The sequence below is a fragment of the Nocardioides sp. YIM 152588 genome, from assembly GCF_040191335.1.
Lineage (GTDB): Bacteria > Actinomycetota > Actinomycetes > Propionibacteriales > Nocardioidaceae > Nocardioides.
The window spans coordinates 24,812-49,844 of record NZ_JBEGDJ010000006.1; the positions used below are offsets into that span (position 1 = coordinate 24,812).

The 25,033-nt window shown below is 73.0% G+C and carries 21 protein-coding genes; 16 read left to right on the forward strand and 5 right to left on the reverse strand.

The window, feature by feature from the left end; all coding sequences use genetic code 11:
* Positions 1-57: 57 nt before the first annotated feature.
* On the reverse strand, positions 58-1,233 hold the full coding sequence (locus ABLM29_RS05085; RefSeq protein WP_349712845.1) for a THUMP-like domain-containing protein: 1,176 nt from the start codon (positions 1,231-1,233) through the stop codon (positions 58-60).
* A gap of 218 nt (positions 1,234-1,451) precedes the next feature.
* On the opposite strand from ABLM29_RS05085, the gene groES reads away from it, so the two are divergent.
* On the forward strand, positions 1,452-1,748 hold the full coding sequence (gene groES, locus ABLM29_RS05090; protein WP_349712846.1) for a co-chaperone GroES: 297 nt from the start codon (positions 1,452-1,454) through the stop codon (positions 1,746-1,748).
* Positions 1,749-1,835: 87 nt separating this feature from the next.
* Positions 1,836-3,461: a chaperonin GroEL gene (gene groL / locus ABLM29_RS05095; protein ID WP_349712847.1), complete on the forward strand. Its 1,626-nt coding sequence runs from the start codon at positions 1,836-1,838 to the stop codon at positions 3,459-3,461.
* Between the two features lie 103 nt (positions 3,462-3,564).
* Here the strand turns inward: groL and ABLM29_RS05100 are convergent, their stop codons facing one another.
* Positions 3,565-4,122 (reverse strand): 2,4'-dihydroxyacetophenone dioxygenase family protein, encoded by a 558-nt coding sequence (locus ABLM29_RS05100; RefSeq protein ID WP_349712848.1) that lies wholly within the window; start codon positions 4,120-4,122, stop codon positions 3,565-3,567.
* Between the two features lie 154 nt (positions 4,123-4,276).
* Between ABLM29_RS05100 and ABLM29_RS05105 the strand changes: the two genes are divergently transcribed.
* Complete coding sequence (locus tag ABLM29_RS05105; protein WP_349712953.1) at positions 4,277-5,317, forward strand: AraC family transcriptional regulator; 1,041 nt, start codon at positions 4,277-4,279, stop codon at positions 5,315-5,317.
* Between the two features lie 71 nt (positions 5,318-5,388).
* Entirely contained in the window at positions 5,389-6,243 is an 855-nt protein-coding gene (locus ABLM29_RS05110; RefSeq protein WP_349712850.1) for a GNAT family N-acetyltransferase, read from the forward strand.
* On the opposite strand, the gene zwf is transcribed toward ABLM29_RS05110, so the two are convergent.
* Positions 6,224-7,687, reverse strand: coding sequence for a glucose-6-phosphate dehydrogenase (gene zwf, locus ABLM29_RS05115; RefSeq protein ID WP_349712852.1), 1,464 nt, complete (start codon positions 7,685-7,687; stop codon positions 6,224-6,226). The genes ABLM29_RS05110 and zwf overlap by 20 nt on opposite strands.
* A 48-nt stretch (positions 7,688-7,735) precedes the next feature.
* Here zwf and guaB point away from each other — a divergent pair, with 48 nt between their 5' ends.
* From guaB to ABLM29_RS05140, 5 genes are all read left to right on the forward strand, one after another.
* Entirely contained in the window at positions 7,736-9,244 is a 1,509-nt protein-coding gene (gene guaB, locus ABLM29_RS05120) for an IMP dehydrogenase (protein ID WP_349712853.1), read from the forward strand.
* A gap of 177 nt (positions 9,245-9,421) precedes the next feature.
* Positions 9,422-10,528, forward strand: coding sequence for a GuaB3 family IMP dehydrogenase-related protein (locus tag ABLM29_RS05125; protein ID WP_349712854.1), 1,107 nt, complete (start codon positions 9,422-9,424; stop codon positions 10,526-10,528).
* Positions 10,529-10,638: 110 nt separating this feature from the next.
* Complete coding sequence (locus tag ABLM29_RS05130; RefSeq protein WP_349712855.1) at positions 10,639-11,829, forward strand: acyl-CoA dehydrogenase family protein; 1,191 nt, start codon at positions 10,639-10,641, stop codon at positions 11,827-11,829.
* Complete coding sequence (locus ABLM29_RS05135) at positions 11,826-12,986, forward strand: acyl-CoA dehydrogenase family protein (protein WP_349712856.1); 1,161 nt, start codon at positions 11,826-11,828, stop codon at positions 12,984-12,986. Before ABLM29_RS05130 ends, ABLM29_RS05135 begins: the two co-directional genes overlap by 4 nt.
* A 182-nt stretch (positions 12,987-13,168) precedes the next feature.
* Positions 13,169-14,419, forward strand: a complete 1,251-nt coding sequence (locus ABLM29_RS05140; protein WP_349712858.1) for a glycoside hydrolase family 5 protein — start codon at positions 13,169-13,171, stop codon at positions 14,417-14,419.
* A 4-nt stretch (positions 14,420-14,423) separates the two neighbouring features.
* On the opposite strand, the gene ABLM29_RS05145 is transcribed toward ABLM29_RS05140, so the two are convergent.
* Positions 14,424-15,608: a DUF1214 domain-containing protein gene (locus ABLM29_RS05145; protein ID WP_349712859.1), complete on the reverse strand. Its 1,185-nt coding sequence runs from the start codon at positions 15,606-15,608 to the stop codon at positions 14,424-14,426.
* Complete coding sequence (locus tag ABLM29_RS05150) at positions 15,605-16,234, reverse strand: TetR/AcrR family transcriptional regulator (RefSeq protein WP_349712861.1); 630 nt, start codon at positions 16,232-16,234, stop codon at positions 15,605-15,607. Before ABLM29_RS05150 ends, ABLM29_RS05145 begins: the two co-directional genes overlap by 4 nt.
* Before the next feature lie 62 nt (positions 16,235-16,296).
* Between ABLM29_RS05150 and ABLM29_RS05155 the strand changes: the two genes are divergently transcribed.
* The 7 genes from ABLM29_RS05155 to ABLM29_RS05185 all read left to right on the forward strand — a co-directional run bounded on the left by ABLM29_RS05155 (position 16,297) and on the right by ABLM29_RS05185 (position 25,016).
* Entirely contained in the window at positions 16,297-17,589 is a 1,293-nt protein-coding gene (locus tag ABLM29_RS05155; protein WP_349712862.1) for a sulfotransferase family protein, read from the forward strand.
* Between the two features lie 63 nt (positions 17,590-17,652).
* Positions 17,653-18,798: a phosphotransferase family protein gene (locus ABLM29_RS05160; protein ID WP_349712863.1), complete on the forward strand. Its 1,146-nt coding sequence runs from the start codon at positions 17,653-17,655 to the stop codon at positions 18,796-18,798.
* On the forward strand, positions 18,795-19,967 hold the full coding sequence (locus ABLM29_RS05165) for an Rv3169 family protein (protein WP_349712864.1): 1,173 nt from the start codon (positions 18,795-18,797) through the stop codon (positions 19,965-19,967). Before ABLM29_RS05160 ends, ABLM29_RS05165 begins: the two co-directional genes overlap by 4 nt.
* 214 nt (positions 19,968-20,181) lie before the next feature.
* The gene (locus tag ABLM29_RS05170) at positions 20,182-21,636 is read left to right on the forward strand and encodes an aldehyde dehydrogenase (RefSeq protein ID WP_349712866.1); all 1,455 of its coding nucleotides are present in this window, start codon (positions 20,182-20,184) and stop codon (positions 21,634-21,636) included.
* A gap of 198 nt (positions 21,637-21,834) precedes the next feature.
* Positions 21,835-23,562, forward strand: coding sequence for a GMC family oxidoreductase N-terminal domain-containing protein (locus ABLM29_RS05175; protein ID WP_349712868.1), 1,728 nt, complete (start codon positions 21,835-21,837; stop codon positions 23,560-23,562).
* Positions 23,563-23,835: 273 nt separating this feature from the next.
* Positions 23,836-24,219 carry a pyridoxamine 5'-phosphate oxidase gene (locus tag ABLM29_RS05180; RefSeq protein WP_349712869.1) on the forward strand — a complete coding sequence of 128 codons (384 nt, stop codon included), beginning with the start codon at positions 23,836-23,838 and terminating at the stop codon, positions 24,217-24,219.
* On the forward strand, positions 24,216-25,016 hold the full coding sequence (locus ABLM29_RS05185; RefSeq protein WP_349712871.1) for a VOC family protein: 801 nt from the start codon (positions 24,216-24,218) through the stop codon (positions 25,014-25,016). The genes ABLM29_RS05180 and ABLM29_RS05185 overlap by 4 nt, the downstream gene beginning before the upstream one ends.
* Positions 25,017-25,033: the final 17 nt, after the last annotated feature.

A 25,033-nucleotide genomic window follows, 5' to 3' on the forward strand; every position in this document is an offset into this window, starting at 1 on the left:
AGCGGGGCCGGCCGACCGAACCGTGCCATTTTCGGTTGCGATCCGGTGACGCCTCCCTCAGAGCGGCTCGACCAGCAGCGCGGTGCCGGCCCCGAAGACCCGGGTCAGCACGATCGTCGCCGGCACGTCCCCGGTCAGCGCGAGCCGCTTGCGCAGCTGGTCCGGGACCACGTCGACGCCGCGCTTCTTGATCGTCAGGGTGCCGACCCCCCGCGAGCGCAGCGCGGCCTTGAGCTGCTTCTCCCGGTACGGCAGCTCCTCGAGCACCCGGTAGCCGCGGGCGAACGGGGTGCGGAACGGCTCGTCGGAGGTCACGTAGGCGATGTGCGGGTCGACCAGGCTGCCGCCCACCCCGGCCGCGACCGCGGTCACCAGGCCCGCGCGGATCACCGCGCCGTCGGGCTCGTAGAGGTAGTCGCCGACCGGGCGCACCCCGACCACGCCCGGACCGGGGTCCTCCTCGTCGGTGATCGTGGCCAGGCCTCCCTCGCCGATGACCGTGGCCCGGCGCGACACCGTGGCGGTGCGCCCGCCCCACAGCGCCGCCTCCTTGACCTCGCCCCGGTCGCTGACCCACTCGGCCTCGACGCCGGCCGGGATCAGGTCGTGGGGGATCCCCGGCGCGACCTTGACGCAGGAGTCGCGGCGCAGCAGGTCCTCGGCCCAGGACCACGGCGGCGACCAGTCCTCGGCGCGCCAGGTGCGACCGGCGCCGGTGCGGCGTGCGGGGTCGGCGAAGGCGAGGTCGAACGGCGCGTGGCTGACCGTGGTGGCGTCGGCCACCTGGACCGCACCGCCGAGGCCCAGCGCGGCCAGGTTGGCCTCGGCGACCGCGACGCGGACCGGGTCCAGGTCGACGCCGGCCACCACGAGGCCGGCCCGTGCGGCGGCGATCATGTCGCCGCCGATCCCGCAGCCGAGGTCGATCAGCGTGTGCGCCCCGAACGCGGCGTACCGGCCCGCGCGATGCGCGGCGACCGTCCACCGCGTGGCCTGCTCGAGGGCGTCCGGGGTGAAGTACATCCGCGCGGCGAGGTCGCCGAACTTCGCCTCCGCGGCGGCCCGCAGCTCGACCTGCGTCAGCACGGCCGCCGCCTGCTCGGCGGTGGCGGAGCGGCGCAGGTCGGTGTTGACGCGCAGCTCCTGCTCGCCCGCGGCGATGGCCTCCGTCGCGGTGGCGAGGAGCGCCTGCCCGTCGTCGGTCAGCAGCCACCGGAACGCGTCGAGATCCACGCGGCCATCCTGTCAGCATCCCTCGGGGACGGGCCTCTCTGGCACTCGTTGGCAGTGAGTGCTAGTTTCTTCGTTGGCACTCTCCTAGCGAGTGTGCCAGTGCTTGTGAAGGAGCGCGACCCCCGCGACGGCGTGCCCCATCCCAAGCCCCAACGTGGGAGGGCCCCGCCCTCCGTTCCAAGTCAGACAACTTCTCAGCAGAGAAAGAGGTCGATCCCGTGTCGATCAACATCAAGCCCCTCGAGGACCGCATCGTCGTCAAGCCCCTCGACGCCGAGCAGACCACGGCTTCGGGCCTGGTCATCCCCGACACCGCCAAGGAGAAGCCGCAGGAGGGCGAGGTCCTCGCGGTGGGCGCCGGTCGCTGGAACGAGGACGGCGACGAGCGCATCCCCGTCGACGTCGCGGTGGGTGACAAGGTCATCTACAGCAAGTACGGCGGCACCGAGGTCAAGTACGCCGGCCAGGAGTACCTCATCCTGTCCGCCCGCGACGTGCTGGCTGTCGTTTCCTGATTTCCGATCCGGGTCGTGTGCCTCTGACATCGCTGTGACGCGGTGACGGGCACACGACCCGTTTCGCTTTCCTTCGAAGGAGAAGAAATGCCGAAGATCCTGGAGTTCGACGAGAGCGCCCGCCGGTCGTTGGAGCGCGGCGTCGACGCGCTCGCGAACACCGTCAAGGTCACGCTCGGCCCCAAGGGCCGCTACGTCGTCCTCGACAAGCAGTGGGGCGCCCCCACGATCACCAACGACGGTGTCACCGTGGCCCGCGACGTCGAGCTGGACGACCCGTTCGAGAACCTCGGTGCCCAGCTCACCAAGGAGGTCGCGACCAAGACCAACGACATCGCCGGCGACGGTACGACGACCGCGACCGTGCTGGCCCAGGCGATGGTCCACGAGGGCCTGCGCGCCGTGGCCGCCGGCTCGAACCCGATGGGCATCAAGCGGGGCATGGACGCCGCGGCCCAGGCCGTCTCCGACGCGCTGCTCGCCTCCGCCCGCGAGGTCGAGTCCCGCGAGGACATGGCGTCGGTGGCGACCATCTCGAGCCGCGACTCGCACATCGGCGACCTGCTCGCCGAGTCCTTCGACAAGGTCGGCAAGGACGGCGTGATCACGGTCGAGGAGTCCAACACCATGGGCACCGAGCTCGAGTTCACCGAGGGCATGCAGTTCGACAAGGGCTACCTGTCGGCGTACTTCGTGACCGACCAGGAGCGCATGGAGGCCGTCCTCGACGACCCGTACATCCTCCTGCACCAGGGCAAGATCTCCTCGATCCAGGAGCTGCTGCCCCTGCTGGAGAAGGTCATCGCCGCGGGCAAGCCGCTGTTCATCCTCGCCGAGGACGTCGAGGGCGAGGCGCTCTCGACCCTGGTCGTCAACAAGATCCGCGGCACCTTCAACGCCGTCGCGGTGAAGAGCCCGGCCTTCGGCGACCGCCGCAAGGCGATGATGCAGGACATCGCGATCCTGACCGGCGGCACCGTGGTCGCCCCCGAGGTCGGCCTCAAGCTCGACCAGGTCGGCCTCGAGGTGCTGGGCCAGGCCCGCCGCGTCGTGGTCACCAAGGACAACACCACGATCATCGAGGGCGCCGGCGACCACGACGCCGTCGAGGGTCGCGTCGCCCAGATCAAGGCCGAGGTCGAGAACACCGACTCCGACTGGGACCGCGAGAAGCTCCAGGAGCGCCTCGCGAAGCTCGCCGGCGGCGTGTGCGTGATCAAGGTCGGCGCCGCCACCGAGGTGGAGCTGAAGGAGAAGAAGCACCGGATCGAGGACGCGGTCTCCGCGACCCGCGCCGCCATCGAGGAGGGCATCGTCCCCGGCGGCGGCTCCGCGCTGGTGCACGCCGTCTCCGCGCTCGAGGACGACCTGGGCCTGACCGGCGACGAGGCCGCCGGCGTGCGGATCGTCCGCAAGGCAGCCGACGAGCCGCTGCGCTGGATCGCCGAGAACGGCGGCGTGAACGGCTACGTGGTGATCTCCAAGGTCCGCGAGGCCGGCGTCGGCAACGGCTACAACGCCGCCACCGACGAGTACGGCGACCTGGTCGCCCAGGGCGTCCTGGACCCGGTCAAGGTCACCCGCTCCGCGCTGGTCAACGCCACCTCGATCGCGGGCATGCTGCTCACGACCGAGACCCTGGTGGTCGACAAGCCTGAGGAGGAGGAGCCCGAGGCGGCCGGTCACGGCCACGGGCACGGTCACGGCCACTGATCCCGGCTGAGCCTGCTCCCTGAGCAACGCGAAGGCCCCCGCTCCTCGAGGAGCGGGGGCCTTCGTCGTGCGCGAGCCGGTGTGCACCGGCCGCGGGGCTCGGTCAGCGGGTGTGGCCGGCCTCGCCGCCGCCGATGTAGCGGGCCTTGGGCAGGCCCTGGGCCTCGGTGAGCTGCGAGGTGAGGTGGGCGATCAGCGTGGCGTCGAGGATGGAGTGGAAGGTGCCGTCGTCGTTGAAGTTGACGTTGGAGCCCTGGACGACGAAGAGCACCGTGGTGTCCTCGGTGTTCGTCTCGGGCACGGCGAGGGTGTGCACGGAGGCGCCGGGCTCGTAGAGGTAGGAGCCGGCGGTCTGCGGCTGGTCGGCGTACTCGAGGTAGTGCCAGGAGCCCGAGAGGGTGTACGCGTCGACCGCGCCGGTGTGGTAGTGCAGCGGGATGGTGGCGCCGGGGGCGAAGGTGGCCAGCACGACCCACACGCCGTTCTCGAGGTCGAGACGCAGCGGCTTGAAGTGCACGCCGGGGCCGAGGGCGTCCTTGATGAGCGCCTCGTTCTCGGTGTTGATCGTCAGCAGCTCGCCCTGGGGGAGCGCGACCAGCGGCAGCTGGGCGCCGGTGATGGTCTGGGCGGGGCCGGGGGCGGTCGGGTTGATGACGGGCATTGCTTCTCCTTGGTCGGGGACCGGTGGATCCGGTGCTGGGTGGCCGGTTCTTCCGGACACCTGTGACGGTAGTCACCGTGACGTGGGTCATACTTGACGTCGTGCGACATCGTTTTGACATTGTGCGACATCGCCCGGGGTGCGGCGCGTGGTGATGATTAAGGCCAGCTCCCTGACCGGGTACGCCGAGCTGGTGGCCGAGCGGGGCGGCGACCCCGCGGCGCTGCTGCGCGCCGTGGGCCTGCGGCCCCGGATGCTCGACGATCCCGACGCGTTCATCGCCTACCGCTCCCTGGCCCAGGCCATGGAGCTGGCCGCCTCGACGCTGGCGGACCCGTTCTTCGGGCTGGAGCTCGGCAGCCGCCAGGGGCTGGACATCCTGGGGCCGATCGCCGTGATCGCCCAGCACTCGCCGACCGTCGGCGCCGCACTCGACGACATCGCGCGCTACCTGGTCGCCTACAGCCCGGCGATCGCGATCGCGGTCGTGCCGGCCTCCGCGACGGTCGCCCGGTTCGAGTTCGAGATCACCGCCACCGAGGTCGGCCCCGTCGCCCAGGCCTACGACCTCAGCCTCGCGGTGGCGCTGCAGAGCTTCCGGATCCTGGCCGGGGAGCGGTTCACGCCGGCCCGGGTGCTGCTGCCGCACGCGCCCGTCGTCCCGCCGGCGGCGTACCGCGAGCGGATCGGGTGCCCGGTTCTCTTCGACCAGGACGTCTGCGGGTTCGAGTTCGACGCCGGCCTGCTGGAGCGGCACCTGGCCACCGACGACCCGCGGGTACGGCGTCTGGCGGTCGACTACCTCAGCGGGATCGGCACCCCTGCCGCCGAGCGGCTCGAGGACCGGGTCCGGCTCCTGGTCGGCCGCACGCTCGCGGCCGGGCACTTCTCGATCGAGGCCACCGCGGGCCACCTGGCGCTGCACCCGCGCACCCTGCAGCGGCGCCTGGCCGCGGACGGGCTCCGGTTCGCCGATCTCGTCGACGACGTCCGGCAGGAGACGGCGCGGCGCTACCTGGCCGAGTCCGGCCTCCAGCTGGGGCAGATCTCGGCCCTGCTGGGCTACAGCGAGCAGTCGGCGTTCAGCCGCGCGTGCGTGCGCTGGTTCGGGGACCCGCCGCGGGCCGTCCGGAGGCGCCTCGCGCGGTCTGCCGACGGCGATCGGGACAAGGTCCCGCCGGTCCCGGGCGTCTAGGCGTTCCGCGGAAACATTGGCGGTCGCCTCGCGTGACGCTCCTCCGGCATAGTGATGCCATGTTGTGGCGTGTGCGTGCCGATCTGCCGGATCGGCCGGGGACCCTGGCCGGGCTGGCCGCAGCCTGCGGCGACGCCGGGGCCGACATCAAGCGGGTCCAGATCTTCCCCGACGGCGACCGGGTCACCGACGAGCTGGTGCTCGGCACGCCCGAGGGCTGGGGCGCCGAGCAGATCGAGGCGCTGGTCACCAGCGCGGGTGGCACCGAGGTGACCGTGATGCGCTGCGGCCCCGCGGCGATGGACGACCAGCCCACCCGCTACGTCAACGCGGTCCGGGCGATCATCGCCGAGCCCGCCAGCTTCCCCGACGTCGCCGCACACCTCTTCGATGCCGACATCGCGCTGGCCGGCGCCGACGCCGACGTGCTGGAGATGATCATCGGCCCGACCACCAGCATTCAGATCCGTCGTACGCCGCCGTTCACGTCCGTCGAGCGGGCGCGCGCGGCAGCGCTCGCCGAGCTCGTCGGCGAGGTGCTCGGCGCGGCGTCCCCGCCGGCGCCCGCGCGGGGCAGCGGCGGGGTGGAGCCGGAGTACGTCACCGCCACCCACAGCGTCTCCGCGCTGGTCTCGGGGCGGGTGACCGGGCGGGCCACCGTCGAGGTGCTCACCGACGTCGCGCTGCCCTGGCCGGTCGACCTGTGGGTGGACCCGTCCTGGCACCGCCGCGGCATCGGCACCCGGCTCCTCGCCGGCGTGGCGCGGCTGGCCCGCACCCACGGCGCGGAGGAGATCGTGCTCACCGCGCCCTCCGACAGCCAGGCCGTGCTGCCGATGGTGCTCGCGGCGGGGATGCGCGGCCGGATCCGGATGGCCGGGGAGTCCCTGACCGTGCGGATCGCGGTCACCGATCTCCGCGTGTGAGGACCTCCTCGCCCGGACGGTTGCCCAGGCGCCAGCCGCCGACCGGCAGGTCGAGCGCCTCCGCCGGGCCCCAGGACTCCTCGGCGTAGGGGGCGACCGGGGGCCGGCGGTCCAGCACCGGCTGGCAGATCTCCCAGAGCCGCTCCACCTCGTCGGAGCTGATGAACAGCGTCCGGTCGCCACGCAGGACCTCCAGCAGCAGCCGCTCGTAGGCCTCCAGCGGGTCGGAGTCGGGCGCGTCGCAGACCAGGTCGAGGCGGAAGACGCCCTCCACCAGCGACATCGCCGGACCGGGCCGCTTGGCCCGGACCTCGATCGCGATCCGCGGCTGGTCGGCCAGCTCGAAGACCAGCTCGTTCGGCGCCGGCTGGCCGCCGTGCTCGGGCTTCAGCCAGCGGTGCCGCGGGTCGTGGAAGCGCACCGTGATGGTGCGCCGACCCTCCGCCATCGCCTTCCCGGTGCGCAGGTAGAACGGCACGCCGCGCCACCGGTCGTTGTCGATCCAGGCCTCCATCGCGACGAGGGTCTCCACCTCGGAGTCCTCGGCCACGTCGGGCTCGTCGCGATAGCCCTCGTACTGGCCGAAGACGACCCGGCCCGGGTCGAGCGGGCGGACCGCGCTGAACACCGCCGCCTTGGCCGCGCGCAGCGCCGACTCCCGGTAGGCGTGCGGGTCCTCGAGCGCGACGAAGCCGAGCAGCTGGAACAGGTGGGTGGTGACCATGTCGCGCAGGCAGCCGGTGCCCTCGTAGAACGAGCCCCGGTCCTCGACCGTCAGCTGCTCGGGCACGTCGATCTGCACCGACTCGATGCTGTGCCGGTTCCAGGCCGGCTCGAAGAGGCCGTTGGAGAAGCGCAGCGCCAGGATGTTCTGCACCGCCTCCTTGCCGAGGAAGTGGTCGATCCGGAACACCTGGTCCTCGGCGAAGACCGAGGAGATCACCGCGTTGAGCTCGCGTGCCGAGGAGAGGTCGGTGCCGAACGGCTTCTCGGCGACCAGCCGGGACCGGGCGACGAGGTCCTCCCGCTCCAGCATCCCGACCATCCCCTTGACCGCCGAGGGCGGCACCGAGAGGTAGAGCAGCCGCCGTACCGAGCCCAGCAGGCAGGAGCACGTCGCGAGGAGCCGGTCCTCGGCGTCCCGCACCGCCTGGCCGAGCGCCGCGCCGTCGTCGGCGGAGGAGGCTACGTAGGTGACCCGCTCCAGCATCCGCTCGAGCGCCTCCTTGTCGACGTCCTCCACGAACTCGTCCAGCGCCTCGCGGACCACGTCGTGGAACTCGTCCCGGGACATCTCATGTCGACCCGTCCCGATCATCTCGAAGTGCTCCGGGAGCCGGCCGTCGATGGCCAGGTGGTAGAGCCCCGGGAACAGCTTCCGGGCGGCGAGGTCGCCGGTGGCGCCGAAGAGGACGAGGACGTGGGGGGCAAGGTCGGATGTCACACCACCCAGCGTGTCGGACTCGTCAAGGGGAGGGCCTAGACTGATCCGGTGGAGGTCACTGAGGTTCCTGCAAAGTTCGCCCCGCTCGGTCTCACGTACGACGACGTCCTGCTGCTGCCGGGCCACTCGGACCTGGTCCCGGACGAGATCGACACGACCTCGCGGCTGACCCGCGAGATCTCGCTCCGCGCGCCGCTGGTGAGCGCCGCCATGGACACCGTCACCGAGTCGCGGATGGCGATCGCGATGGCCCGCCAGGGCGGCATCGGCATCCTGCACCGCAACCTCTCGATCACCGAGCAGGCGCTCCAGGTCGACCTGGTCAAGCGGACCCAGACCGGGATCATCTCCAACCCGGTCACCATCGGCCCCGACGCGACGCTGGAGGACCTCGACCGGATCTGCGGCGAGTACCGCGTCTCCGGCCTCCCCGTCGTCGACACCGACAACCGTCTCCTCGGCATCTGCACCAACCGCGACCTGCGGTTCACCCCGGTCGCGGAGTGGGCCACCACCAAGGTCGACGAGGTGATGACGCCGATGCCGCTGGTCACCGGCCGCGTCGGCATCGACCGCGAGGAGGCGACCCGGCTGCTGCGCCAGCACAAGCGCGAGCGCCTGCCGCTGGTCGACGACGAGGGCCGCCTCGGCGGCCTGATCACCGTCAAGGACTTCGTGAAGTCCGAGCAGTTCCCGCACGCCTCCAAGGACGCCGACGGCCGCCTCCTGGTCGGCGCCGCGATCGGCTACTTCGGCGACGCGTGGGAGCGCGCCACCACGCTGATCGAGGCCGGTGTCGACGTGCTCGTCGCCGACACCGCGCACGGCAACGTGCGGATGCTGATCGACATGGTGCGCCGGCTCAAGACCGACCCCGCCACCCGGCACGTCCAGGTGGTCGGCGGCAACGTCGCCACCAAGGACGGCGCGCAGGCGTTCGTCGACGCGGGCGCGGACGCGGTCAAGGTCGGCGTCGGCCCCGGCTCGATCTGCACCACGCGCGTCGTCACCGGCGTCGGCGTACCGCAGGTGACGGCGGTCTACGAGGCCTCGCTGGCCTGCAAGCCGGCCGGCGTGCCGGTGATCGCCGACGGCGGCATGAAGCACTCCGGCGAGATCGCCAAGGCGCTCGTCGCCGGCGCCGACGCCGTCATGGTCGGCTCGCTGCTCGCCGGCTGCGAGGAGGCCCCGGGCGAGCTGGTGCTGGTCAAGGGCAAGCAGTTCAAGTCCTACCGCGGCATGGGCTCGCTGGGCGCGATGTCCAGCCGCGGCAAGAAGTCCTACTCCAAGGACCGCTACTTTCAGGCCGAGGTCGCCAGCGACGACAAGATCGTGCCGGAGGGCGTCGAGGGCCAGGTGGCCTACAAGGGTCCGCTGGCCGACACCGCGCACCAGCTCATCGGTGGCCTGTCGCAGTCGATGTTCTACATCGGCGCGCGCACCGTCCCGGAGCTGCAGGAGAAGGGCCGGTTCGTCCGGATCACCTCGGCCTCGCTCAAGGAGAGCCACCCGCACGGCGTCGAGATGACCGTAGAAGCACCGAACTACCACCGCTGAGTCCCTGGCGCCGGATACGCGGGCGCTGGCTTCGTTGGGGGCGCTCGACGACCCGCTTCGCTCGAAGGTCGCCTTCGCGCCCCCGCCTTGCCATCACCCACGTCTCCGACGCCAGGGCCGCCAGCGGACCGCTGACTGCGTTGGAGGCGCCCGCTGCGCGGGCGATAGGCTGCTCCGGTGACTGACTTCGAGATCGGCCGCGCGAAGCGGGCCCGTCAGGCCTACTCCTTCGACGACATCGCGATCGTGCCGTCCCGGCGCACCCGCGACCCCGAAGAGGTCAGCATCGACTGGCAGATCGACGCCTACCGCTTCCAGCTGCCGATCGTGGCGGCGCCGATGGACTCGGTGATGTCCCCGGAGCGGGCGATCGCATTCGGCCGTCTCGGTGGCCTCGGCGTGCTCAACCTCGAGGGCATCTGGACCCGGTACGAGGACCCCGAGCCGCTGCTGGCCGAGGTGGCCGAGCTCGACGGCCTGGCCGGCACCCAGCGTCTGCAGGAGATCTACGCGGCCCCGATCAAGGCCGAGCTGATCACCGAGCGGCTGCGCCAGGTGCGCGAGGCCGGCGTCACCGTGGCGGGCTCGCTCTCCCCGCAGCGGACCAAGGAGTTCGCCAAGACGGTCGTCGACGCCGGCGTCGACATGTTCGTCATCCGCGGCACCACGGTCTCGGCCGAGCACGTCTCCAGCCAGGCGGAGCCGCTGAACCTCAAGGAGTTCATCTACGAGCTGGACGTGCCGGTGATCGTCGGCGGCTGCGCGACCTACACCGCCGCGCTGCACCTGATGCGGACCGGCGCGGCCGGCGTCCTGGTCGGCTTCGGCGGCGGCGCCGCGCACACCACCCGCACCGTGCTCGGCATCGCCGTGCCGATGGCCTCCGCCGTCGCCGACGTCGCCGCGGCGCGCCGCGACTACCTCGACGAGTCCGGCGGCCGCTACGTCCACGTCATCGCCGACGGCTCGATCGGCCGCTCCGGCGACATCGCCAAGGCGATCGCCTGCGGCGCGGACGCGGTGATGGTCGGCTCGCCGTTCGCGCGGGCCACCGACGCCCCCGGCCACGGCTTCCACTGGGGCGCCGAGGCCCACCACGCCGACCTCCCGCGCGGCGCGCGGGTGCAGTTCGAGCAGATCGGCAGCACCGAGGAGATCCTGTTCGGTCCCTCCCGCGTCGCCGACGGCACGATGAACCTGGTCGGGGCCCTGCGCCGCTCGATGGCCACGACCGGCTACACCGAGCTCAAGGAGTTCCAGCGGGTCGAGGTCGTCACCGCCTGACGTCCCGCCCGCACCGGCGTCCCGCACTGCGGGCGCTGTGCGTGGCGGTGGTTGACCGATCCGCGTCCGGCGCGGAACCGTGACCCCCGTCGCAACAGACGGAGGGATCGATGAGTCAGACCATCACGCGGGAGGACCTGCGCCAGCGCGTCGCGGACCTGCTCGCCGAGCACGACCCGGCCACCACGGAGCGCCTGGACTTCCTGCGGGCCCGGTACGACGCAGGCCTGGCCTGGGTGTTCTTCCCGGAGGGTCACGGCGGGCTGGGCCTGCCGCGGGAGTGGCAGCGGGACGTGGAGCGCCAGCTCGCCGGGGCGGGCGCCCCCGACAACCAGCCGCGGCGGATCGGGATCGGGCTCGGCATGGCCGCGCCGACGATCCTCGCCTACGGCACGCCGGAGCAGAAGGAGCGCTTCCTCAGGCCGCTGTGGACCGGTGAGGAGGTCTGGTGCCAGCTCTTCAGCGAGCCCGGCGCCGGCTCGGACCTCGCGGGACTCGCCACCCGCGCCGTACCGGACGGTGACGGCTGGGTGGTCAACGGCCAGAAGGTGTGGACCTCCAGCGCGCACACCGCGCGGTTCGCGATCCTCGTCGCCCGGACCGACCCGGACGCGCCGAAGCACCGCGGCCTGACCTACTTCCTGTGCGACATGACCGACCCCGGCGTCGAGGTGCGGCCGCTGCGCCAGATCACGGGCGAGGCCGAGTTCAACGAGGTCTTCCTGACCGACGTCCGGATCCCCGACAGCCAGCGCCTCGGCGCCGTCGGGGAGGGCTGGAAGGTCGCGAACGCCACCCTCAACAACGAGCGGGTGGCGATCGGCGGCGCCGCGATGCCCCGCGAGGGCGGCATGGTCGGCAAGGTCGCTGAGGCGTGGCGGGAGCACCCGGAGCTGCGTACCCACGACCTGCACCAGCGGTTGCTGCGCGGCTGGGTGGAGGCCGAGGTGGCGCGGGTCAGCGGCATGCGGCTGCGGCAGAAGCTCGCCATCGGCCAGCCCGGCCCGGAGGGGTCGGCGATGAAGCTCACCTTCGCGCGGCTCGCCCAGCAGCTCTCCGGCCTCGAGATCGAGCTGCTCGGCGAGGACGGCCTGCGCTACTCCGACTGGACAATGGTGCGGCCCGACCACGTCGACTTCACCGGCCGCGACGCCGGCTACCGCTACCTGCGGGCGAAGGGGAACTCGATCGAGGGAGGCACCTCGGAGATCCTGAAGAACATCGTCGCCGAGCGCGTGCTCGGCCTGCCGGGCGAGCACCGCACCGACAAGGACGTCCCCTGGAAGGAGACCGTGCGATGAGCGAGGCATCCGGCCAGGCCACGAGCGAGCTCGAGCTGCTGCCGACCGCCGAGGAGAACGACCTGCGCGACGCCGTCGCGTCGCTGCTGTCGCGGCGCTGCGAGGTGGACGCCGTCCGGGCGATGTACGACGGGGACGACGCCGCCGTCGCGCCGTTGTGGAAGTCCGTCGCCGCCGAGCTGGGCCTGGCCGGCCTGCTGGTCGGCGAGTCCGAGGGCGGGGTCGGCGGGTCGGCCCGCGAGGCGGCGGTGGTGCTGACCGAGCTCGGTCGCTCCGTCGCCCCGGTCCCGTTCCTGACCAGCGCGGTGCTGGCGAGCACCGTGCTGACCGCCGCGGTCGAGGCCGGCACCGCCACCGAGGCGGCCGGCTTCCTGCTCGCCGACCTCGCCGCCGGGGACCGCACCGCGGCGCTGCTGGTGCCGCTGACCGCCGGGCCGGGCTCCGCCGCTGCCGGCGGCCTCGCCGCGGCCCGGGTGGAGGGGGAGCCGTGCACCGTGCGCAGCGTCGCCGGGGTGCTGGAGGCCGACGTGCTCCTGGTCCCGATCGCCACCCCCGACGGGCTGGCCGTGCGGGCCGTGGCGGTCACCGACGCCCGGGTCGAGCCCGTGGTCTCGCTCGACATGACCCGCCCGCTGGCCGACGTCACCGTGGCGCCCCGCGACGGTGCCCCGGTGCTGGTGGAGGCCGGCGGCGGTGCGGCCGCGATCGACCGGGCGCTGCTCGTCGGCGCCGGGCTGCTGGCCGCCGAGCAGGCCGGCGTCGCGGCGTGGTGCCTGACCGAGACCGTCTCCTACCTCAAGGATCGGCGCCAGTTCGGCCGCGTGGTCGGCGGCTTCCAGGCGCTCAAGCACCGCCTGGCCGACCTCTACGTGTCGGTCGAGTCGGCCTCCGCCGCGGCCGCCTACGCCGCCGCGGGGCTCGCCGCCGGCGACGCCGACGCCGAGGTCGGGGTGCACCTGGCCGCGGCGTACTGCTCCGACGTGGCGGTCACCGCCGCCGAGGAGGCGGTCCAGCTGCACGGCGGCATCGGCATGACCTGGGAGCACCCGGCGCACCTGTACCTCAAGCGCGCCAAGGCCGACCAGCTGGCGCTGGGCTCGCCCGGGGCGCACCGGGCGCGGATCGCCGAGCTGGTGGACCTGCCGGCGCCGAGCTGAGCGCTGTCGGCGCGGCGGCCCGCGCGGTTTGCGGGGGTCGTGTGCCTCAGGCTCAACTGTCGTTGCGCCGGACGGGCAGTTCGGTCGCTTGACAGGCGTTGCAACGCCCGTCAAGCGACCGAATCACCGGTCGGCCGGTGATTCATGCACCACCGGCCCCGCACCCGACCACAATCACCACCATGCCCCCCACACCCCACCCCACCCGCCCCGTCGCGCGCCTGCTCCGCGCGACACTGATCGCGCTCGCGTTCGCCCTGCCCGCGGCGGCCACCGTCCCGGCCGGCGCCACCGCACCGCCCGCCCAGCGCACCGCCGAGCAGCGCACCGCCGAGCAGCGCACCGGCGAGCAGCCCGCCACCGAGCCCACGGCCCAGCGGACCACGCAGCGCGCCGCGCTCGGCTGGCTGCACACCCGCGGCAACAGGATCGTCAACGCGAAGGGGAAGGTCCGCCGAATCAAGGCGATCTCCTGGTTCGGGCTCGAGACCGAGATCTGCGCCCCGCACGGGCTGTGGCAGGAGTCGCTGGACTCGATCGTGGATCGGATCGCCGGGTTCGGGTTCAACACCATCCGCCTGCCGTACGCCAACACCTGCCTGCGCGACGCGGTGGCGAGCAGCATCGACCTCGTGCAGAACCCGGACCTCGCGGGGCTGACGCCGCTGGAGGTGATGGACGCGGTGGTGGCCAGCGCGCGCGAGCGCGGGCTGCGGGTGATCCTGGACCGGCACCGCCCGGACACGAGCGCGCAGTCGGAGCTCTGGTACACCGACACGATCAGCCAGAAGCGGTGGATCAACGACTGGAAGAGGCTCGCGCGACGCTACGCCGAGGAGCCGGCCGTGGTGGGCTTCGACCTTCACAATGAGCCGCACGGGCAGGCTTGCTGGGGCTGCGCGGACCGGTCCCGCGACTGGGCGCGCGCGGCCACCCGCGCCGGCAACGCCGTGCTGGCGGTCAACCCGCGGCTGCTGATCCTGGTGCAGGGCGTCGAGCGGCAACGCTCCGGCGCGGGCGACACCTGGTGGGGCGGTGGCCTGGCCGACGCCCGGTCGCGGCCGATCCGGCTGAAGGTCGCGCACCGCGTCGTCTACGCGCCGCACGCCTACCCGCCCAGCATCTTCCGCCAGCCGTGGTTCGACGCCGCGAACTACCCGGGCAACCTGCCGAAGCAGTGGAACCGCACCTGGGGCTTCCTGCACCACACGAAGTCGGCGCCGGTCCTGCTCGGCGAGTTCGGCAGCCGCTTCGAGACGGTCGAGGACCGGCAGTGGATGCGGAAGATGATCGGCTACCTGGACAAGAACAAGATGTCGTTCGGGTACTGGTCCTACAACCCGAACAGCGCGGACACCGGCGGCATCGTGCTGGACGACTGGCGTACGCCGGCGGAGCGCAAGCTCCGCTTCCTCGAGCCGCTGCTGGGCTGACCGGTCACCGGTCGGCGCGGACGTCCGGGCCGACCTCCGCCCTCGCCACCACGCGGGTGGCCGGTCGGGCCGGAACCTCGTCGGCCAGGAAGAACCGCAGCGCCAGGTTGCCGCGGGCCAGGCCGAGGGTGGTGATCGCGTTCGGGTGGTCGAGCAGGTCGTGGGCGATCACCGCCGTGACGGTGCCGTCCTCGGCGACCCGCGCGGTCGGCAGGTTCACCGAGGTCCGGCCGTCGGCGGCGTTGCTGCCGGCCATGAACTCGTTCCAGACGGTGAGGTTCCAGAACCGGCACGCCGGCGGGGTGAAGGTGACCACGAGCGCCTCGTCGTCGGCCAGGGCGAAGCTGCCGAACGCGTAGCAGGCGTCGGTCGCGGACCAGCCGAAGACGAGGTCGGGCACCCGGTAGGGCTCGGCGAACTCGTTCGCGGCGTGCGCGGTCTGGTGGCCGAGCGCCCCGGCGGCGTCGTCGTCCGCGCGCTGGGCCAGTGGCGTGGGCACGATCGCGAACATCGTGCGCAGCCAGCCGAGCGCGGAGCGCAGCCCGGCGGCGAGGTCGGCGTCGGAGCGGTCGACCGGGCCGGGCTCGTCGAGGGCCTCGATCCGCCACTCGACGGGCCGGCCTGCCAGCGGGTCGCCCTGGTAGTCGCGGGTGAGCGCCGCGAAGGCGTCCCCGGTCAGCTCGATGAAGGGGCCCGACCAGTCCGCCGGCCGGCTCGGGCCCATCCGGAGCTCGAACCCGCCGTCCTCGTCGAGGTCGAGGTCGGCGTCGTTGACGACGCCGACCACCCGGTCCGACCAGGCGCCGGGGGCGGGCTGGTTGTAGACGGTGAGGGAGAAGTAGACGCTGTCGTTGGGGCGGCCGGTGACCCGGTACTGCCGCTTCGGGTCGACGACGGCGAGCAGGTAGTGGGCGTCGGTGTTGTCCCCGCCCCAGCGACGGTCGCGTCGGTGCGGAGCGACCGCCTCCAGGAACTGGGGCCGGGCGGGGTCGGAGAAGACGTAGGTGTCCACGGCGACGCCGAGCAGCGTGGCCAGCATCCGGTAGCCGGCCACGGCCCCCGCCTCGTCGGGCACGGCGCGGTCGCCGGACAGGAAGGCGGTGTCGAGCTCGGCGAGGCCGGCGACCAGCTCGCCCCAGGCGGCCGTCGACGCGGGGGCGGGGGAGTCGGGGGCGGGGGAGTCGGTCACGGGCGGATCCCTCTCTCGAGCAGGAGCGTGAGCCGGTCGGCCCAGGCGTCGTCCAGGTCGGCCGGCGCGAGCAGCAGCCCGGTGAGCAGGCTGCCGATCAGCGCGCCCATCACGTCGTCGGCCCGTACGCCGGCGGCGACCCGCCCGGCGGCCGCGCCCTCGCGCAGCCGCTCGTCGAGGTCGGCGAAGACGCCCGCGAACCGGCTGATCAGGGCGGCGTGCAGCTCGGGGTGGGCGGAGAACTCGGCCAGCAGCATCGGCAGGGCCGCGGCGACCACGGGCCGGGTGAAGGCGTCCCGGGCGCCGCGGACCAGCCGGCCGAGGTCCAGCGCGGCCCCGGAGTCGGAGCCGAGCGCGTACTCGTCCGCCAGCAGCAGGTCGGTCGGGAACGCGGCGTCGTAGACGAGGTGGACCAGGCCGGGCCAGCGCCGGTAGAGCGCGGCCTTGGTCGTCCCGGCCCGGTCGGCGACGGCGGCCATCGTCATCTCGCCGGGGCCGACCTCGATCAGCAGGGCACGGGCGGCCTCGAGCGCGGCGGCCTCGATCCGCGGGTCCCGCGGCCGCCCGGCGCGGCGTCCCTCCGGGCGCCCCTCCCCGGGCTCCGTCGGTGCAGATCTCTCGCTCATCGGCCCTTCCCCTATTCCGACACCGGTCGTATCGTAACCCCACCCGATGTGATGGGGGTCACATGAACGACGGCGGATTCTCCGCGCTGGTGGTGCTCGACGACCTGGCCGCGCCGCGGTTCTCGCCGGGCGCGGCCGAGCTGCTCGCGCTGATGGACTCGGTGGCCGACGCCTGCCCGCTGGACAGCGCCGCCCTGCACGCCCAGGCCAGCGCGGAGCTGGGGCTCGGCGACTTCGGTCCCCGCGACTACGAGGAGCGGCTGGAGGTGCTGCTGGCGGCGTACCGGGACGCGCCGCGGCTCTCCCGGGCCGGCCGGGTCAACCTGCACGCCCAGTTCCTGCAGCTGCTCAAGAACCGGCTGCTCTTCACCGACCTGCTGCGCCGCGAGCCGGGGATCGCCGGGATCGAGCTGGCGCCGCCGGTGGTCATCGCGGGCCTGCCGCGCACCGGCACCACCCATCTGCTGCAGCTGCTCGCCGCCACCGGCCGGTTCCGCACGCTGCCGTACTGGGAGGGGCTCGAGCCCTTCCCGCTGCCGGGCGAGGCCGGGGTCGTTCCCGAGCCGCGACGCGAGCGCACCCAGGCGGCGGTCGCCCTGATGAACGACGCGATGCCGCACTTCGCGCGGATGCACGAGATGGCCGACGCCGACCACGTCCACGAGGAGATCGCGCTGTTGGCCAGCGACTTCTCGACGATGTACTTCGAGACCCTGACCGAGGTCCCGGCCTGGCAGGAGTACTACGCCGGCCACGACCAGGCGCCGCACTACCGCTACCTGCGGCTCCACCTCCAGGCCCTGCAGCACCTGCGGCCCGGCCCCGCGGGCGCGGGTCGCTGGCTGTTGAAGTCCCCGCAGCACCTCGAGCAGCTGCCGGTGCTGGCGGAGACCTTCCCGGGCGCGACCGTGGTGATCACCCACCGCGACCCGGTGCACGTGGTCACCTCGATGGCCACGATGGTCGCCTACACGGACCGGATGTTCTCGGACCCGACCGACCCGGCGGGCACGGGTCGGCGCTGGGCGGCCCGGATCGAGCGGATGCTCGACGCGCTCCAGCGCGACCGGTCCGCGCTGCCGCCCGACCGTGCCGTCGACCTTCCCTTCGCCGACCTCATGGCCGACCAGCTGGGCGCGGTCGAGCGGATCCTGGCGATGGCGGGCGAGCGCTTCGACGCCGCCGCGCGGTCGGGCGCGGAGGCCTACCTCGCCGGCCATGCCGCGGGCCACCTCGGCCGGGTCGACTACCGGCCCGAGCTGGTGGGCCTCGACCCGGACGACCTGCGGCGCCGGTTCGCGTCGTACGAGCGGCGGTTCCTGCCGTCGGAAGAGCCACTGCCCGTTGACAACTAGAACACGTTCTAACACTCTGATCAATAGCGCGCCGTTGCCGCCGCGCCGCCCCCAGGAGGTCCCGTGACCCAGTCGCCCCCGCCCGCCGAGATGACCATGCAGCGCTCCAGCCGCGACGCCGGCGAGATGGCCGCCGCGCTCACCGCCTGGCTCGCCGCGGAGCTGCCCGACGGGGCCGACCCGGAGGTCGTCGTCCGGGACGGCGTCGACGCCAACGGGATGTCCAGCGAGACCGTGATGCTCGCGGTCACGGCGACCGAGGGCGGGGAGCGCGCGACCCGCGACTACGTCGCCCGGGTCGCGCCGCACGAGGGCGACGTCCCCGTCTTCCCGTCCTACCGCCTCACCGACCAGTACGACGCGATGCGGCTGGCCGGCGAGCTGGCCGGCGTACCGGTGCCGGCCGTCGGGCTGAACGAGCCGACGGGGGCCGTGCTCGGGGCGCCGTTCTTCCTGATGGAGCGGCTCGAGGGCGTCGTGCCGCCCGACGTGCTGCCCTACACCTTCGGCGACAACTGGCTCTTCGACGCCACCCCCGAGCAGCAGGCGGCCCTGCAGCGCAGCAGCGTGGAGGTGCTCGCCCGCCTGCACGGCATCCCGGGCGCCGCCCAGCGCTTCGCGTTCCTCGACCCCGCCGCTGCCGGGCACGCCGGCGCCACCGCGTTGGCCCGCAACCTCGCGGCCACGCGTGCCTGGTACGAGTTCGCCCTCACCGCCGCCGAGCCGAGCCCGCCCTCGCCGCTGGTCGAGCGCGCGCTCGCCTGGCTGGAGGCGAACCTGCCCGAGACCGACGAGTCCGTGCTGGTCTGGGGCGACGCACGGATCGGCAACATGATGTATCAGGACTTCGCGCCGGTGGCGGTCCTGGACTGGGAGATGGCCACCCTCGGCCCCCGCGCGATGGACCTGGCCTGGATGGTCTTCGCGCACCGGGTGTTCGAGGAGATCGCGACCACGATGGGGCTACCCGGAATGCCCCGGTTCCTCGCGGTCGACGACGTCGTGGCCACCTACCGGGACCTCACCGGCGCGGACCCGGGGAACCTCACCTGGTACCAGGTGCACGCCGCCGTCGCCTGGGCCTGCGTCTTCATGAGGACCAGCGCCCGCCAGATCCACTTCGGGGAGATCGAGCGCCCTGACGACCCGGAGTCGGTCTTCCACCACCGCCCGCTCTTCGAGCGGCTCCTCGAGGAGGTCGGAGCATGAGCACGCCCCAGGATCTGCACGGCGAGTACGTCGGCCTCGGGCCGCTCGACGAGTTCCCGATCCACCAGCTGCCCAAGCCCGTGGCCTGGGCCGGCAGCAGCGACCGCAACTTCTACGACCGCTGCTACCTCAACGCCCACGACCGCACCGGCGACATCTTCCTCATCACCGGGCTCGGGTTCTACCCGAACCTGGGCACCAAGGACGCCTTCGTCCTGGTGCGCCGCGGCGACGAGCAGACCGCCGTCCACCTCTCCGACGCCGCCGACCCGCGCGGCGCGGACCGGATGGAGCAGCGCGTGGGCGGCTACCGGATCGAGGTCGCCGAGCCGCTGCGCAAGCTGCGCCTCGTGCTGGAGGAGACCGAGGGGATCGGCCTCGACCTGACCTGGCGCGGCTCCTTCGACGTCGTACAGGAGCTGCCGCACGTGATGCGGCAGGGCAGCGGCACCGCGCTGGACGCCCAGCGGTTCGCCCAGGTCGGCACCTGGGAGGGCGTGATCTCGATCGACGGCTCCGAGATCCAGGTCAGCCCGGACACCTGGCTCGGCAGCCGCGACCGCTCCTGGGGGATCCGCCCGCTCGGCGGCGCCCCGTCCGGCGGCAAGCCCTACGACCCGCCGTTCGAGGGGATGTGGTGGCTCTACGTGCCGCTGCGCTTCGAGGAGTTCTGCGTCGTCCTGATCATCCAGGAGACCCCCGACGGCTACCGCACCCTCAACGACTGCACCCGGGTCTGGGCCGACGGCCGGGTGGAGCAGCTCGGCTGGCCGCGCGCGACCATCCGCTACGCCTCCGGGACGCGCGTCCCGACCGGCGCGACGATCGTCTGCACCACCCCGGCCGGGGAGGAGCTGGTGCTGGAGGTGACCTCGAAGCTGCCGGTCCCGATCCACGTCGGCGGCGGCTACGGCGGCGACTCCGACTGGGCCCACGGCCTCTGGAACGGGCCGAAGTTCACCGAGCGGGTCACCTACGACATGAACGCCCCCGACGTCGTGGGCCGGACCCCGTTCGGCGTCATCGACCACGTCGGCCACGCCGTCGCCAGCGGCCCCGGGCTCGGGGTGGCCGGAGGGTCCGCCGAGGGCTGGGGGCTGTTCGAGCACGGCCTGCTCGGCCGCCACGACCCCAGCGGCTTCAAGGACTGGTTCGACGCCGCGCCATGAGGTGGTTTCGAGGCTCGGCGCCGGGGCGCCTCGCACCTCAACCACCGGCGTCGGTGGTTGAGGCGTGAGTGAAGCGAGCCGACCCGGTGGTTGAGGTGCGAGCGAAGCGAGCCGACCCGGTGGTTGAGGTGCGAGCGAAGCGAGCCGACCCGGTGGTTGAGGTGCGAGCGAAGCGAGCCTCGAAACCACCACACCCACGAGAAGGAGATCCGACATGACCCTGGACCGCGACGCGCTGTTCATCGGCGGCGCCTGGGCCAAGCCCGCGACCGACGCCGTGCTGGAGGTGGTCTCCCCGCACAGCGAGGAGGTCGTCGCCCGCGTGCCCGAGGGCTCGGCCGCCGACATCGACGCCGCCGTCGCGGCCGCCCGGCGGGCGTTCGACGAGGGTCCGTGGCCGCGGATGAGCCCGGCCGAGCGGATCGACGTCGTCCAGAACCTCTCCGGGCTGTACGCCGCCCGGCTGGAGGAGATGGCGACGGTGATCAGCACCGAGATGGGCTCGCCGATCTCGTTCGCCAGCCTGGCCCAGGCGCCGGCGCCGTGGATGCAGATCGAGGCGTTCCTGGCCATCGCCCGGGAGTTCCCGTGGGAGTCGATCCGCCCCGGTGCCCTCGGCCCGGAGGTGATGGTCCGGCACGAGCCGGTCGGCGTCGTCGCCGCCATCCCGCCGTGGAACGTCCCCCAGTTCACCGTGATCTCCAAGCTCGTCCCCGCGTTGCTCGCCGGCTGCACGGTGGTGGTCAAGCCCGCGCCGGAGAGCCCGCTGGACTGCTACGTGCTGGCCGAGATCCTGGGCGAGGCCGGCGTGCCCGAGGGCGTGGTCAGCATCGTGGCCGGCGGTCGGGAGGTGGGCGAGCACCTGGTCCGCCACCCCGGCGTCGACAAGGTCGCCTTCACCGGGTCCACCGCGGCCGGGCGCAGGATCGGCGCGATCTGTGGCGAGCAGCTCAAGCGGGTCTCGCTGGAGCTCGGCGGCAAGAGCGCCGCGATCGTTCTCGACGACGCCGACGTCGCCGCCACCATCGAGGGGTTGAAGTTCATCGGCCTGATGAACTCCGGCCAGGCCTGCGTGGCGCAGACCCGGGTGCTGGTCAGCCGCGCGATGCACGACGACTTCGCCACCGCTCTCGCCGAGGCGGTCGCCGCGATGAAGGTCGGCGACCCGCTCGACCCCGCCTCCGAGATCGGGCCGATGGTCGCCCGGCGCCAGCAGGAGCGCGTCGAGGGCTACATCGGCATCGGCCAGCAGGAGGGTGCCAAGCTCCTCACCGGTGGCCCCGGCCGCCCCGACGGCCTCGACCGCGGCTGGTACGTGCGCCCGACCGTCTTCGCCGCCGTCGACAACCGGATGCGGATCGCCCAGGAGGAGATCTTCGGCCCGGTGCTGTCGGTGATCCCGTACGACGACGTCGACGACGCCGTCCGGATCGCCAACGACTCGGCGTACGGCCTGGCCGGCACGGTGTGGACGACCGACCAGGACGCCGGCGTCGACGTCGCCCGCCGGGTGCGCACCGGCACGTTCGGCGTGAACACCTACACGATGGACTTCGCCGCGCCGTTCGGCGGCTACAAGGAGTCCGGCGTCGGGCGCGAGTTCGGGCCCGAGGGGCTGGCGCAGTACACGGAGCTGAAGTCGGTGTACCTGGCGTCGCCGGAGATGTGACGGGGGTGTCGGGATCACCGGTCGACCGGTGATTCCGACGCTTGACAGGCGTTGCAACGGCCCCCCAGTGACAGAACTCCCTGTCCGGTGGGACCACCGTGACACAAGTGATCCGCCGTCCGCCGCCCCGCGGCGGGCGGCCGCACTTTCGTTACCGTTCGGTAGCGACGGTGACGGCGCTCACCTACGCTCGCGGCCATGGGGAACGGCACGGGGGACACGCTCCACTACGACGTCCTGGTCATCGGCTCCGGCTTCGGCGGCTCGGTGACCGCGCTGCGGCTCACCGAGAAGGGGTACCGGGTCGGCGTGCTCGAGGCCGGCGCGCGGTTCGCCGACGACGACTTCGCCGACACCTCCTGGGACCTCAAGCGCTACCTCTTCGCACCGGCGGCCGGCTGCTACGGGATCCAGCGGATCGACGCGGTCCGGGACTGCCTGATCCTCGCCGGCGCCGGGGTGGGCGGCGGGAGCCTGGTCTACGCCAACACGCTCTACGAGCCCCTCGATGCGTTCTACGCCGACCCCTCCTGGTCGCACATCACCGACTGGAAGGCGGAGCTGGCGCCCTACTACGACCAGGCCAAGCGGATGCTGGGCGTGGCGACGTACCCGCGGATGACGCCGGCCGACGAGGTGATGAAGGCGACCGCCGAGGAGATGGGCGTCGGCGACACGTTCCACCCCACCCCGGTCGGGGTCTTCTTCGGCGGCCCCCGGCAGGCCCAGGGCGTCGAGGTCGCCGACCCCTACTTCGGGGGCGCCGGACCCGCCCGCAACGCCTGCACGCACTGCGGGGAGTGCATGACCGGGTGCCGCCACAACGCCAAGAACACGCTGGTCAAGAACTACCTCCACCTCGCCGAGCAGGCCGGTGCGGTGGTCCACCCGCTGACCACGGTGACCCGGGTCCGGCCGCGTGAGGGCGGCGGCTACGTCGTCGAGGCCCGCTGGACCAAGGCCAAGCTGTCGCGGGGCAGCGCCGAGAAGACCTTCACCGCCGACCAGGTCGTCCTCTCCGCCGCCGCGCTCGGTACCCAGAAGCTGCTCCACCGCCTCAAGGCGACCGGTGACCTGCCCGACGTCTCGGACCGGCTCGGTGTGCTCACCCGGACCAACTCCGAGTCGCTGCTCGGGTCGATCGCGCCGGTCGACTCCGACGTGGACTACAGCCGCGGCGTCGCCATCACCTCCTCCTGGCACCCCGACGAGGTCACCCACATCGAGCCCGTCCGCTACGGCAAGGGCTCCAACGCGATGTCCCTGCTGCAGACGGTGCTGACCGACGGCGACGGGCCGCGACCGCGCTGGCAGACCTGGCTGGGCGAGATGTGGCGGCAGCGGCGCAACGTCCGCGACCTCTACGACCTCAAGCACTGGTCCGAGCGGACCGTGATCGCGCTCGTCATGCAGACCGTCGACAACTCGATCACGACCTCGGGACGACGTACGCCGTTCGGCTGGCGCCTCACCTCCACCCAGGGCCACGGGGAGCCGAACCCGACCTGGATCCCGATCGCGAACAGGGCGGTGCGGGCGATGGCCCGGCGGATGGGCGGCACCCCCGGCGGCACGATCGGCGAGCCGTTCGGGATGCCGCTGACCGCGCACTTCATCGGCGGCTGCACCATCGGCGACAGCGCCGAGACGGGCGTCGTCGACCCGTACCACCGCCTCTACGGCCACCCCGGCCTGCACGTCGTCGACGGCTCGACGATCTCGGCCAACCTCGGCGTGAACCCCTCGCTGACGATCACCGCCCAGGCCGAGCGGGCGATGGCCCTGTGGCCCAACAAGGGCGAGCCCGACCCGCGGCCGTGGCTGGGCGCGGGCTACGAGCGCGTCGAGCCGACCGCGCCCCGCGCGCCTGTCGTGCCCGAGGACGCGCCGGGCGCGCTGCGCCTGCCGATCGTCGACGTGAGCTGACGCGGCGGACGCGCGGCGAGCCCCGGAACAAGCGCCAGGGCCCGGCCGGGGAGGGAGGGTGGCCGGGCCCTGGCCGTCCATGCTTCTGCTGGACAGAGCCTGGACAGAGCCCGGACTTCGGGAGGGAGCGTGAATCTCCGGGCTTGTAGGGGAAACGACCGGACCGAACGAGGGTTACGGCGCCGCGGAACATGGTGCGGAACTCGGCGACCCGGCCGGCGCCGGCCGGGATTCCCGGATGAGGTCCCGCCCGTCCCCGCCTAGGCTGGGCGCATGAGCATCGTCGTAGACCTCGACGACCTGGCCCGGGCGCTGGGGGAGCACGACTACGGGTACCTGCTGACCACCGCCGCATCCCCGGACGCGCCGTCGGTGAAGGTCGTGACCGTCGAGCCGGCGCTGGTCGACGACACCCTGCGGATCGCCGCCGCCGGGCGCGGTTCGGCGCGCAACATCGCCGCGAACGAGGTCGTCACCCTCGCCTTCCCGCCGCGGGCCTACCAGGGCTACACGCTGATCGTCGACGGGACCGCGACCGCCGCGGACGGGGACGTGGTGATCACCCCGACGAAGGCCGTGCTGCACCGCCCGGCCGACCACGCCGACGGGCCCGTGCCCGACGACGGCTGCGGCCACGACTGCGCTCCCGTCGGATGAGGGCGGCGAGCTCGCCGGCCTGGGTGACCGCGTTCCTCGACCACGGCGCCGACCCCGAGGCCGGCGGCGATCCGGGCGACGCCGGGTGGGACGGGGCCGTCGGCTTCTGGGCCGCGGTCACCGGCTACGCGCGCTCGGTGCCCCGAGGCGCGACCGGGCAGTTCGCGACGCTGGTGCCGCCCGACGGCGCCGCCTTCCTCAAGGTCCAGCGGCTCGACGCCGGTGCCGACCGGATCCACCTCGACCTCCACGTGGCCGACCCGCGCGCGGCCGCGGACCACGCGGTGACGCTTGGGGCCACCGAGGTGGCGGCCGACCCCGACGGGTACGTCGTGCTGCGCAGCCCCGCGGGGCTGGTCCACTGCTTCGTCGGCCACCCGGGCGGGAGCCGCCCGGCGCCGGTCGTCCGGGATGGGGGCGGCACCGCGCTGGTCGACCAGGTCTGCATCGACGTGCCGCCCGCGTCGTACGACGCCGAGTGCTCGTTCTGGGCGGAGCTGACCGGCTGGGAGCGGAGGTCGTCCTTGGTCTCGACGGTCTTCAGCTCGCTGCTGCGTCCCGACGGGCAGCCGCTCCGATTCCTTCTCCAACGGCTCGACCGGGCCGAGGACCCGGTTGGCGCCCACCTGGACTGGGCGACCACCGACCGGGCGGCCGAGACCGCGTTGCACGTGGCGCTGGGCGCGACCGTGGAGTCGGTCCACCCGGTGTGGACCGTGCTCGTCGACCCCGCCGGCCGGCGCTACTGCCTGACCGATCGCGACCCCGCGACGGGGTTGCTGCCGCCGCCGCGGTGATCCCACCCGCCCCAGGC